This window comes from Pseudooceanicola sp. DL12 (assembly GCF_056270665.1).
The window spans coordinates 3,911,607-3,923,339 of the sequence record NZ_CM149884.1 but is presented as its reverse complement, the minus strand read 5'-3'; the positions used below and the strand labels follow the sequence as shown (position 1 = coordinate 3,923,339).

Annotated in this window: 11 protein-coding genes; 5 read left to right on the top strand and 6 right to left on the bottom strand. The window is 68.1% G+C overall.

Annotation, left to right across the window (positions count from 1 at the left end; genetic code table 11):
- Window positions 1-72 precede the first annotated feature (72 nt).
- Both AC0WR5_RS18425 and AC0WR5_RS18420 read right to left on the bottom strand, forming a co-directional pair.
- A complete protein-coding gene (locus tag AC0WR5_RS18425) occupies window positions 73-1,548 on the bottom strand; it encodes an NAD-dependent succinate-semialdehyde dehydrogenase (RefSeq protein ID WP_475865261.1) in 1,476 nt (491 codons plus the stop codon).
- Between the two features lie 102 nt (window positions 1,549-1,650).
- A complete protein-coding gene (locus AC0WR5_RS18420) occupies window positions 1,651-2,676 on the bottom strand; it encodes a P1 family peptidase (RefSeq protein WP_475865260.1) in 1,026 nt (341 codons plus the stop codon).
- A 205-nt stretch (window positions 2,677-2,881) separates the two neighbouring features.
- Here AC0WR5_RS18420 and AC0WR5_RS18415 point away from each other — a divergent pair, with 205 nt between their 5' ends.
- Window positions 2,882-4,087 (top strand): aminopeptidase P family protein, encoded by a 1,206-nt coding sequence (locus AC0WR5_RS18415; protein ID WP_475865259.1) that lies wholly within the window; start codon window positions 2,882-2,884, stop codon window positions 4,085-4,087.
- Between the two features lie 173 nt (window positions 4,088-4,260).
- Here AC0WR5_RS18415 and AC0WR5_RS18410 read toward each other — a convergent pair whose 3' ends face one another.
- A complete protein-coding gene (locus AC0WR5_RS18410) occupies window positions 4,261-4,860 on the bottom strand; it encodes a hypothetical protein (protein ID WP_475865258.1) in 600 nt (199 codons plus the stop codon).
- 197 nt (window positions 4,861-5,057) lie between these two features.
- On the opposite strand from AC0WR5_RS18410, the gene AC0WR5_RS18405 reads away from it, so the two are divergent.
- From AC0WR5_RS18405 to AC0WR5_RS18390, 4 genes are all read left to right on the top strand, one after another.
- On the top strand, window positions 5,058-5,324 hold the full coding sequence (locus AC0WR5_RS18405; RefSeq protein ID WP_475865257.1) for a hypothetical protein: 267 nt from the start codon (window positions 5,058-5,060) through the stop codon (window positions 5,322-5,324).
- Between the two features lie 13 nt (window positions 5,325-5,337).
- Window positions 5,338-5,955, top strand: coding sequence for a DUF1523 family protein (locus AC0WR5_RS18400; protein ID WP_475865256.1), 618 nt, complete (start codon window positions 5,338-5,340; stop codon window positions 5,953-5,955).
- A gap of 141 nt (window positions 5,956-6,096) precedes the next feature.
- The gene (locus AC0WR5_RS18395; RefSeq protein WP_475865255.1) at window positions 6,097-7,191 is read left to right on the top strand and encodes a diacylglycerol/lipid kinase family protein; all 1,095 of its coding nucleotides are present in this window, start codon (window positions 6,097-6,099) and stop codon (window positions 7,189-7,191) included.
- A complete protein-coding gene (locus AC0WR5_RS18390; protein WP_475865254.1) occupies window positions 7,188-8,135 on the top strand; it encodes a metallophosphoesterase family protein in 948 nt (315 codons plus the stop codon). Before AC0WR5_RS18395 ends, AC0WR5_RS18390 begins: the two co-directional genes overlap by 4 nt.
- 248 nt (window positions 8,136-8,383) lie before the next feature.
- Here the strand turns inward: AC0WR5_RS18390 and AC0WR5_RS18385 are convergent, their stop codons facing one another.
- From AC0WR5_RS18385 to AC0WR5_RS18375, 3 genes are all read right to left on the bottom strand, one after another.
- On the bottom strand, window positions 8,384-9,205 hold the full coding sequence (locus tag AC0WR5_RS18385; protein ID WP_475865253.1) for an IclR family transcriptional regulator: 822 nt from the start codon (window positions 9,203-9,205) through the stop codon (window positions 8,384-8,386).
- Between the two features lie 68 nt (window positions 9,206-9,273).
- A complete protein-coding gene (locus AC0WR5_RS18380; protein ID WP_475865252.1) occupies window positions 9,274-10,959 on the bottom strand; it encodes a long-chain-fatty-acid--CoA ligase in 1,686 nt (561 codons plus the stop codon).
- Window positions 10,959-11,732, bottom strand: a complete 774-nt coding sequence (locus tag AC0WR5_RS18375) for an SDR family NAD(P)-dependent oxidoreductase (protein ID WP_475865251.1) — start codon at window positions 11,730-11,732, stop codon at window positions 10,959-10,961. Before AC0WR5_RS18375 ends, AC0WR5_RS18380 begins: the two co-directional genes overlap by 1 nt.
- Window position 11,733 lies beyond the last annotated feature (1 nt).

The following is an 11,733-nucleotide window of genomic DNA, read 5'->3' as shown; positions in this document are numbered from 1 at the left end:
AGGGCCTCGCTGGTCAGGCCATGCCCGTCAGGCGGACAGGCATCAGGCGGACAGGCATCAGGCGGACAGGCATCAGACGGACATGCAGATGTACTTCAGCTCGAGGAAGTCCTCGATGCCGTGGTGGCTGCCCTCGCGACCCAGCCCCGATTGCTTGACCCCGCCGAAGGGCGCGACCTCGGTCGAGATGATGCCGGTGTTCACGCCGACGATGCCGTATTCCAGCGCCTCGGCCACCTTGTAGACCCGGCTCAGGTCGCGGGCATAGAAATAGGACGCCAGCCCGAAGATCGTGTCGTTGGCCAGCTCGATCACCTCGTCCTCGTCGACGAAGCGGAAGAGCGGCGCCACCGGTCCGAAGGTCTCCTCCTCGGCAAAGAGCATGTCGCGCGCGGCGCCGGTGATGATCGTCGGCTCGTAGAAGGTGCCGCCCAGGTCGTGCGGCGCACCGCCGAGGATCACCCGCGCGCCCTTTTCCGAGGCATCGACGATATGCTCCTTCACCTTCTCCACCGCCTTTTCCGAGATCAGCGGGCCGAAATCGGTGCCCGCCTCCAGGCCGTCGCCCACCTTCATCTCGGCCACCCGTTCCGCCAGGCGTGCGGCGAAACGGTCATAGATGCCGTCCTGCACGTAGATCCGGTTGGCGCAGACGCAGGTCTGGCCGTTGTTGCGGAACTTGCACAGGATCGCGCCCTCGACCGCATCTTCCAGGTTGGCGTCGTCAAAGACGATGAAGGGCGCATTGCCGCCCAGCTCCATCGAGCATTTCATCACCTGGTCGGCGGCCTGGGCCAGCAGGATGCGCCCCACGCCGGTCGAGCCGGTGAAGGTCAGCTTGCGCACCTTGGGGTTCTCGCAGAATTCCTTGCCGATGCCCGAGCTGTCCGAGGAGGGCACGATCGAGAAGACCCCCTTGGGGATGCCCGCGCGTTCCGCCAGCACGCCCATGACCAGCGCCGAGAGCGGTGTTTCCGAGGCCGGGCGCCCGACAAAGGCACAGCCCGCCGCCAGCGCCGGCGCGGCCTTGCGGGTGATCATCGCATTGGGGAAATTCCACGGCGTGATCGAGCCCACGACGCCAATGGGCTGCTTGATCACGGTGATCCGCTTGTCGCGCTGATGGCCGGGGATCGTCTCGCCGTAGACGCGCTTGGCCTCCTCGGCGAAGAACTCGATGAAGCTGGCGCCATAGGCGATCTCGCCCTTGGCCTCGGCCAGTGGCTTGCCCTGTTCGGCGGTCAGGATGGCGCCCAGGTCGTCCTGGTTCTCCATCATCAGGTCGAACCAGCGGCGCAGCACGGCGGCGCGCTCCTTGCCGGTCCACTTCGCCCATTCCTTCTGGGCGTCATGGGCCAGGTCGATGGCCCGGGCCACCTGGGCCCGGCTCAGGTCGGCCACGTTGGCGATCACGTCGCCGCGTGCCGGGTTCGTCACCTCGAAGGTGCCCTCGTCGCCCTCGACCCAGTCGCCGGCGACATAGGCGGCTTCGACCAGCAGGCTGGGATCCTTCAGGATCGATTTCAGGTTCGTCGTGCTGTCCAGCATCGTCTCACTCCCTTTCGTATGTGAGTCTCCGCGCAAAGGTAGCACGCGGAGGGCATGTCTCAATTTCGCGGTGACCACCGGCGCCTGCATCGCGCCCCCGCATCAGCTCCCGTACAGGTCCTGCCAGCAGGGGAAGGGGTCGTTGACGGCGGCGCTGGCCGCATGGACGCCGCGCGCGATGGCCCGCGCCATCACCACCGCCGCCACGTGACAGATCGTCACCATGTCCTCGGCCGGGGCGGCCAGCGGCCTTGCCCCGGTGGCCGCGGCAAAGATCAGGTCGCCGTCACCCGGCGTGTGGCTGGGCACCAGCGCCCGGGCAAAGCCGTCATGCGCCGTGGTCGCCATGCGGGTGCATTGCGACTGGTCCAGCGCGGCATCGGTGGCCACGATGCCGATGGTGGTATTGGCATTGGTCGCCATGCGCTCCATCACCGCCAGCTTGGTCAGCGGCACATGCGGATCGGGAAAGCGGTCGGGCAGGCCGGCGCCGCCGAACTCGCCGTCGACCTCGTAGGGCGCGGCCCAGAAGTGCCTGCCGCCATCCACCGTGGCCGTGCCCATGGCGTTGACCGCCACGATGGCCGCCACGGTATGCCCCGAGGGCAGCACCACCGAGGCGGTGCCGAGGCCGCCCTTCAGCCCGGCACAATTCGCGCCGGTGCCGGCGCCCGCGGTGCCGATCTCCACCTCTTCGCTCAGCGCCGCGTAGGCCTGCCGTCCCAGCGCCTTGTAGGGGTTCTCGGTCCAGCTCTTGTCGCCGCCGTTGATCAGGTCGAAGAGGATCGCGCCCGGCACGATGGGCACCCGCACCGGCCCGGCCTGAAACCCGCGACCCGCTTCGCGCAGGGCATCGGCCACGCCGCCCGCGGCATCGAGGCCAAAGGCCGAGCCGCCCGAGAGCACCAGCGCATCCACCTCCTGCACCGTCCGGTCCGGGGCGAGCAGGTCGGTCTCTCGCGTGCCGGGCCCGCCGCCCATCACCATGACGCCGGCGGTAAAGGGCTTGTCGGCGCTCAGCACCGTCACCCCGGTCTTGATCGCCGGATCGCTGGATTGCCCGACCAGCAGCCCCTCCACATCGGTGATCGCGTTACGGGGGCCGGGGCGCCAGGCTTGCTCTGTCATCGTCTGTCCTTTGCATTTCGCGCGCCCGGGCCCGCTTTCCGGGCCGGTCGCGCGGCGGCATCTTGCCAGAACGCGCCGGATCGGCAAGATGACAGGTGGCCCGGGCGATGGCGTCGCACCCCGGCTGCCTGCGCCGCTCTCCGGCACGCGCAGCGGGCGGGCCCTATCCAGTCCTGAACGCCGGGACCTCCTGATCGAGGTTCATATGACCGACAGACCTGCCTTTCACCCCGTCCACAATGGCGACAAGGTCGCGCTGCCCTTCTCCGCGGCCGAATACGACCAGCGCCTGAAACTGCTGCGCGAGGCGATGGATCACGCCAATTGCGCCGTGGTCGTGCTCACGTCGATGCAGAACATCGCCTATTATTCGGGCTTCCTCTACTGCAGCTTCGGGCGGCCCTATGCCCTTGTCGTCACCGACGAGGCTTGCGTCACCATCAGCGCCGGCATCGACGCCGGCCAGCCCTGGCGCCGCTGTCATGGCGACAGCCTCACCTATACCGACTGGGCGCGCGACAACTTCTGGCGCGCCGTGGCCCATGTGGCGGGCACGCAGCGCGTGGTGGGCTACGAGGGCGATCACCTGACCCTGCAACAACGCGACCGGATGGAGGAGCACCTCTCGCCGCTGGCCATGGTCGATATCGCCCCCGCCACCATGCGCCAGCGCATGTTCAAGTCGCCGGCCGAGATCGCCCTGATCCGTGCCGGCGCCGCCGTGGCCGACGTGGGCGGCTATGCCATCCGCGAGGCGATCCGCGAGGGCACGCGCGAGATCGACGTGGCCATGGCCGGGCGCGACGCCATGGAGCTGGAGATCGCGAAGCGCTTCCCCGATGCGGAATACCGCGACACCTGGGTCTGGTTCCAGTCTGGGCTGAACACCGACGGCGCCCACAACCCGGTGACATCGCGGGCATTGCAGCCGGGCGACATCCTCTCGCTCAACACCTTTCCGATGATCTCGGGCTATTACACCGCGCTGGAACGCACGCTGTTTCTCGGCGCGCCGGATGCGGCCTCGCTCGCCGTCTGGCAGGCCAATGTAGAGGCCCATGAATACGGCATGTCGCTGCTGAAGCCCGGCGCCTCCTGCGCCGAGATCACCAACAAGATCAACGCCTTCCTTGCCGAGCGGGACCTGCTGCAATACCGCACCTTCGGCTATGGCCACAGTTTCGGCGTGCTATCGCATTACTACGGGCGCGAGGCCGGGCTGGAGCTGCGCGAGGACATCGACACGGTGCTGGCGCCGGGCATGGTGATCTCGATGGAGCCGATGCTGACCCTGCCGCAGGGCACCCCCGGCGCCGGCGGCTACCGCGAGCACGACATCCTGCTGATCTCCGAGGAGGGCGCCGAGGACATCACCGGCTATCCCTACGGGCCGGCGCACAACATCCTGTGACAGCGCAAAGGGGCCGGATTTCTCCGGCCCCTCTCGATCCGACATGCCGGCTCCTCTTCGCCGGAGCGCCCCGCGCGGGGGACAGGAGAGCACGGTGCGCGCTCCGGCGGCCAGCCGCATGTCGGAAGCCCCGTCAGGTTGGGACACCCCCGGGGTTTTCCGTTCGTCCGGGGTTAGCGGCCGTAGTCGCCCAGGCCCTTCAGGTCCATGGATCGGATCATCCCGAGCATGGTCTCGACCTCGCCGCCCTCGGCCTGGATCAGCACGTGGTTGGCCACCACGCCCTGCACGCTGCCGCCCTCGTCATCGACCATGAACTTCTCGCGGCCGACCCGCTCGATCTTCTGGCCCAGCATCGCGGCACTGCCGACCATGGCGCCCAGGCTGCTGACCATCGGGTTGTCGGCGATCAGGGTGATCGTGATGTCATCCTCGGGGCCCTGATAGGTCGCCTCGGCCCCGGTGCCGCCGCCCATCATCATCATGCCGGCCGCCATCTCGGTGCTGACCGTGCGGGTCCAGCCCTCGGGCGCCTCGGGCAGCCAGGCCACCAGCGCGTCGGCCTGGGCCGCCATCATCTGCTGCCGTGCCATCTCCAGCTCGTCGAGCGCATAGCCCACATCGCCTTCCTCCCAGGCCGCGCGGGCGTTCTCCAGGGCATCGGTCACCTCGTCGGCCTGCGCCGGTGTCATCATCGTCAGGCCCGCCACGAGACCAAGGGCAAGGCCGGCTGCCGGAAAGGCGCCGAAAATGGGCAAATCATTCAATCGCATCGTCAATATCCCTGCATCTGTAATCTGAAACGCCGAAGCCGCCCGGCGCCTACGCGGCAGGGTGCGGTTTTTTCCCGGGCGGCCAAGTCAGGGAAACCTGACCTGCGCCCGCCGGCCCTGTTCACGCCCTGCCATCCGCGTTAGCCTGCCGCCGATACCGCCCCCGCCCACCACGGGGCCTACAGGACCAAACCCGCGTGACCGCCCTCATCCGCCTTGCCGCGCCGCTCTTCCTGGCGCTGATGTCGCTCTGGCTCGCCGCCAGTGCCTGGGCCCGGCGTCGGCGCCGCCAGGCGCTCGAGCAGCAGTGGCGCGACGAGGGGCAGGAGGGCGATCTCGACTATTACGTCGAGCGCGGATTGCAGGATTACGATGCCGCCCTGGGGCGAAAACTGAAAATTCTCACCTATATCCTGCCTGTGGCCATCGCGGCCTTTGTCCTCTACGCCGTGCTATACATGTAAGGAGACCCGGCGCATGCGCTATGTGAAATGGACCCTCTGGACGCTGCTTGCCGTCATCGCCGCGGGGTTCCTGTTCTACACCCTGCCAAGGCACGACATCGTGCGGATCACCGACACGCTGGAACGCCGCGTCGATTACACCGGTCGCAGCAACGACTGGTTCTGGGCCAACCCGCCCGCCAAGGACAGCCCGAACCAGACCCGCGACATCTACTTCATCCAGTCGATCGAGGACGACGGCGACGCGATGATGTACCGCAACGAGGACACCGGCTGGGGCTGGCCGCCCTATTTCAAGTTCGACAGCTCCACCATCCAGACCGAGGCCTCGGACCTGACGTCGAGCGCGCAGGATCCGCAATGGGTTCTGGTCACCCGCTACGGCATCCGCTCCGAGCTCTTCTCGATCTATCCCAACGTGCTCAAGCTGAAGCCGGTGGCCAGCCCCGACGTGCGGGTCATCCCCTGGGCCTCGATCATCATCCTGGTGGTTCTGGCGGCGATCTTCTGGGCGGTGCGGGTGCGCTGGATCCGCTTCCGCGCGAAAAAGCTCGATCCCGTCTTCGACGAGGTCGGCGACAGCCTCGACGAGGGCCGCAGCAAGGTCTCGGGCTGGTTCTCGAAGAAATAGGCGCGCCCCCGCAGCGCAACGCGGCGTGGCGGCATTCCGCCGCGCCCCGCCCCGCCGGCCTCTCCGGGGGAAACCTTCCGGCCCCCTGATGCGTTGTCTTCTCGTTCCACGCGACGGAGCCGCATCATCGGAGGGCCGGGAATGGCCAGGCTTGCAGCAAGTGACCAGACGACACAGACATCCGGCGCAGGGGGCATCGGCCCCGTCACCGTGATCGCCAACGAGAAATCCGGCACCAATGCCCGCGACAGCCAGGCGATCCGCCGCGCCATGGAGGTCTTCGAGGGCAGCGCCGAAGCGGTCACCCTCGTGCACTGGTCCCCCGAGGACGACCTGAACGCCCTGATCGACCGCGCCGAGGCCCAAGGCGCCCGCCTGATCATAGCCGCCGGCGGCGACGGCACCGTGATGGCGGTGGCCGGGGCCATGGTCGGCCGCGACAGTGCCATGGGCGTGCTGCCACTGGGCACCTTCAACTATTTCTCCCGCGGGCTGGGCCTCTCCGAGGATCCCGCCGAGGCCGCTCGCGCCCTGCTCGCGGGCCGGCCCCGCGCCATCGCCGTGGCCAGCGTCAACGGCCAGGTCTTTCTCAACAACGCCAGCCTCGGGATCTATCCCGCGATCCTGAAGATGCGGGAATCGATCTATGCCCGCTGGGGCCGCTACCGCCTGATGGCGCATTGGTCGGTGATCAAGACCTTTCTGCGCTTCCAGCGGCCCATGCACCTGCGGCTGACCACCGGCGGCGTGCCGATGGACCGGCGCACGCCGCTCCTCTTCGTGGCGCGCTCGGCCTATCAGCTCGACAGCTTCGGCCTGAAGGGCGAGCGCGCGATCGAGAACGACGAGCTCGCCGTGCTGGTGGGCAAGGGCGAGACCCGGGCCGAGCTCTTCAAGCTGGCCTGGCGCCTGGTCACCCGCACCATGCAGGAGGGCCGCGATTACGAACTGATCTCGACCCGCGCGCTGCAGGTCGAAACCGGCCCGGGCAGGACGCTGGTCGCCTTCGACGGCGAGAAGCGCCGCGAGAGGAGCCCCTTCGAGTTCACCATGGAGAGCCGGCCGCTGCGCATCCTGCTTCCGCCCGAGAGCGCCGAGGCCCATGCCGGCGAACGCGATGCCGAGGGGCGCCTGACGGGGGGGGAGGAAGAACCGGCCCTGGCGGCGCGCACCCCCGTTCCCGAGGGCGTTCCCGAGGGCGTTCCCGAGGGCGTGGCCGGGGAGCGCCCGGCATGAGCGCCGAGGCCACCCCCGACATGTCGCCCGAACGCCCCGATGGCGGCCCGCGCGGCAGCACCCGCCGCATCCTGCACCTCTCCGACCTGCACTTCGGCCGCGCCCGCCCCGAGCTCGAGGAGCCGCTGCTGGCGGCCATCGCCCGCATCCATCCGGATCTCGTGGTGATCTCCGGCGATTTCACCCAGCGCGCCCGCCGCGGCCAGTTTGCCCGCGCCCGCGATTTCATCGACCGGATCGAGACCCGAACCGGGGCGCCGACGCTCTCGGTGCCGGGCAATCACGATACCCCGCTCGACAACCTCTGGCTGCGCTTTGCGCGGCCCTTCTCACGCTATCGCCGCTACATCGACCGCCGGCTCGAGCCGACCTGGGAGGACGAGGCCGTCGTCGTGGTGGGGGTGAACACGGTGAACCCCTATGCATGGCAGCAGGGCAAGTTCTCCTCGCACACGCTGAAGCGCGTCTGTGCCGCCTTCGAGGAAAACCCCGGCAAGCTGCATGTGGCGGTGTTGCACCACCCGCTCGAACACGGGCCCGATGTCGACAAGCGGCTGATGCGCGGCGCGGGGCAGGCGCTCTCCACCCTGGCCGGCTGCGGCGCCGACGTGGTGCTCTCGGGGCACCTGCACCGGGCGGGCGCCATGCCCTTCACCGCCGCGCCGGGCCTGCTCTTCGTGCAGGCCGGCACCGGCCTGTCGACCCGGATGCGCGGCGAGCAGAACAACTTCAACCTGATCGAGGGCTCGGTGGAACAGCTGCGCATCACCACCTGGCAGGCGGCATGCGACAAGCAGGGCGCGGAACGGTTCTCGCCGGTCTCGGCGGCCTTCTACCGCCGTGGCGGCCAGGACTGGGAACGCCCCGTGCCCAGCGGCCAGCCGCTGACCGAGGATCGCCCGCTCGCCCGCGCCGTCGACTGGCACCGGATGGAGAACGGGTAGGGGGCTCTGCCCCCGTCTCCTGCAGAGACTCCCCCGGGATATTTACGGCCAGATGACAAGGGAGCCCGGCGCTCTATCATCTGGCCATAAATATCCCCGCCGGAGGCTTCGGGACGCGCATGTGCGTCCCGAAATCGCACCGTCGCAATACCGACGCGATACCGACGTTGGAAACGGGCGTTTTCAACGGGTTACAGATATGCGGTTTCTGGAATTTCTGAGCCGGTTTCGCAGCCGGAAGAAAGGGCTCAGTACCCCACCCGGCTGACCATCCGCGACAGGTCTACGAGCTTCGGTCCAAGCTCCTCTTCCAGCCGTTCCTTCGGCAGCGAAAAGGCATAGCCGCCGAGGTTGAAGGCCAGCATCGGCGTGTCGGGCTGCTGGCTGCGATAGGGCACCGAAACCGCGTGGACGTCGCGCTGCCAGCCGCCGAAGTTGGCGTAAAAGCCTTTCTTCGCAATCTGTTCGCGGGCGTCCTCGATGCCTTCCAGCACCTCGTTCAGGCGCGGGCTGTCGGCATAGCGTTCGCGGATCCGCTCCATGATCTCGGCGCGTTCCCTGTCGGTGGTGCCGGCGATATAGGCGCGGCCCATGGCCGAGCGGGCCAGCGAGATGCGCGAGCCGACGTTGAGCTGCAGCGAGAGGATCCCCTCCGAGCGCGCGGCGGCGATGTAGGTCACCGCCATGTCGTCACGGCCGCCGAGCGCCACCAGCACCCCGTCGCCGCAATCGTCGGCCAGCTTCTGCATGTAAACCTGAGCGGTTTCACGCACTTGCATCCCGGCAAGGCAGGCATAGCCCAGCGAGAGCACGGGCACCCCCATGCGATAGCGCCCGGTGCCGTCGTCATAGACGAGGTAGCCGGCCTTGAGCAGCGTGAAGGTCAGGCGCGAGACGGTGGAATTGGGCAGGCCGGTGCGTTCGGCAAGCTCGGAATTGCCCAGGCCGGCCTTGTCCGAGGGGCGAAAGGCCCGCAGGATTTCAAGGCCGCGATACAGTGCCGTGACGAACTGGCGGTCGTTGTCGCCGCGTTCGGGCTCGAGGCCCATGTCCGTTGCTCTCTTCCGCACCTGTCTTCCCCCTGCTAGCGCCTCCGGCAGCTAACGACTGCTGCCGCAAGGGTCAAGCTGACCCGATGTCAGCCATCCTGCAATGCCTTCTCGGCGGCGCGCTTCGCCTCTTTTTCCGCCAAGGCCCGCCACATCACCTTGCCAGCTCCCGATTTCGGCAGGCTGTCGACGAATTCCACGGATTTCGGGCACTTATAGGCCGCCATCTCCCTGCGGCACCAGGCGATCACCTCGTCTTCGGTCACCTGCGCGCCGGGGCGGGGGACGGCCACGGCCTTGACGCTCTCGCCGCGGCGCGGGTCGGAGGTGCCGATGATGCAGACCTCCGACAGGGCCGGGTGGCGGTGCATCAGCGCCTCCACCTCGGCCGGCCAGACCTTGAAGCCGCTGGCGTTGATCATGCGCTTTACCCGGTCGACCATGAAGAAATAGCCGTCTTCGTCGTATTGCGCGATGTCCCCGGTGCGAAAGAAGGGCCGGCCGTCGATCTCGACAAAGGCCTCCTCGGTGGCCTGAGGGTTGCGCCAGTATCCACGAAAGACCTGCGGTGCATTCACCACGATCTCTCCCGGCTGATCCGGGCCAAGCTCGTCGCCGGTCTGCAGGTCGATCACCCGTGCATCGACGCCCATCACCGGGATGCCCAGGCATTGCGCCCGGGGCCGGTGCACCGGGTTGATATGGGTGCCGGCCATGGTCTCCGACAGGCCGTAGCCCTCGATATAATCGAGCCCGGTCAAGTCCTTGAGGCGTTCGGCCACCGCCTCGGGCATGGCGGCACCCCCGCCGCCGATGCCCTGCAGGCTGCTCAGGTCATAGCCCTCGAGGTCCGGCGTGTTCAGCAGGTCGATCGCCATGGTCGAGATCGATCGCCAGCGCGTGACACCGTGCCGTTCGATCAGACGGCAGGCGGCCTGCCGGTCCCAGCGGGTGAGGATCACCATCTCCTGGCCCAGCAGGATCGGGATCGCCATGGAGCTCTGCATGCCGGTCACGTGGAACAGCGGCAGCGACACCAGGTGCACCGCGTCCTCCTCCATCGAGGGGTTCCAGGCCGCGCCGCCGTGGATCGTGGCCTGCACGCTGGCATGGGTGTGCACACAGCCCTTTGGGTTGCCCGTGGTGCCCGAGGAATAGGGAATAACGGCCAGGTCCTCTGCGTCGGCCATGATCTCTCCGGGGCGGTGGCCCTCGGCCAGGGCCGCGCGGAAGGGTGTGACGCCCGGCCCCTCGGCCAGAACGTCGCTCAGGCCCTGCAGGCTCTCGGGCAGGGCGATCTCGTCCTCCGGATCGGCCATGTCGGCATAGGCGGCCACGACGATCTCGTCGAGCAGGCCCTCGCCCACCAGCGGCTGGATCAGGTGCAGCAGTTCCGACCCGCAGATCGCAACCCGTGCGCCGGTGTCCCGGGCTAGGTGCTGCAGCTCGGCGTGGCGGTTCATCGGGTTCACCGGGATCACCGCCGCATCGGCACGCAGGATGCCGTAGAAGGCGATCATGTATTGCGGCGCGTTCTGCATGTAGAGCAGCACGCGGTCGCCACGCGCCACCCCGCGGGCCTGCAGCCAGCCGGCGAGACGCTCCACCTGGTCGGCCATCTCGCCATAGCTCAGGGTGCGCCCGTGATAGCGGATCGCCACCTGCTCCGGCACGCGGGCGGCGGTGTCGATCAGGTTTCGCGCCACGGAATATGTCGGCAGGTCAATCTCTTGCGGCAGGCCCGGCGGCCAGTGTTTCAGGTGCAGATCGGGCATCACCACTTCATCCCAGGCATGTTTAGAGAGGCGGTGTTGCCGCCGTCCACCGGCAGCGCCTGCCCGGTGACATAGCTGGCGTCGTCGCTGGCCAGAAAGGCTATGGCGGCAGCGATCTCCTCCGGCCGCCCATAGCGGCGCAGCTCGCAGCGAGAGCCCAGCTTGTCCTCCTTGCCCTTGTCGCGGGCATAGTCGAAGACGGTCTTCGTCATGCCCGTTTCGATCAACCCGGGGCAGACGGCATTCACCCGCACGCCGGCCGCGCCCAGGTCGCAGGCCGCCGTCATGGTCAGGTTGATCACCCCGGCCTTCGAGGCGGAATAGGCATTGCCGCCCGCGCCCGATCGGATCCCCGCGACCGAGGCGGTATTGACCACCGCGCCGCTGCCCTGGCCCGCCATTACCCGGCCCACATGCTTCAGCACCTGTGCCAGGCCCATCAGGTTGACCCCCAGCACCCGCTGCCACTGTGCCATGTCCGTCTCGATGATCGAGGAGCGGTCGCAGATCACGCCGGCATTGTTGGCCAGCACGTCGATGCGGCCATAACGCGCGACAACCTCGCCCACCGCGGCCTCCACCTGTGCCTCGTCCGAGACGTCGCAGACCCGGATCATGTGATCGCCCTCGGGGCAGGCCGCGCGCAGCGCCTCCTCGCCCATGTCCATCAGGCAGACGCGCGCGCCCTCGGCGGCCAGACGGTGCGCGGTGGCCCGGCCGATGCCGCTGGCTGCGCCGGTGACAATGGCCACCTTTCCTTCGAATCTCTTCATG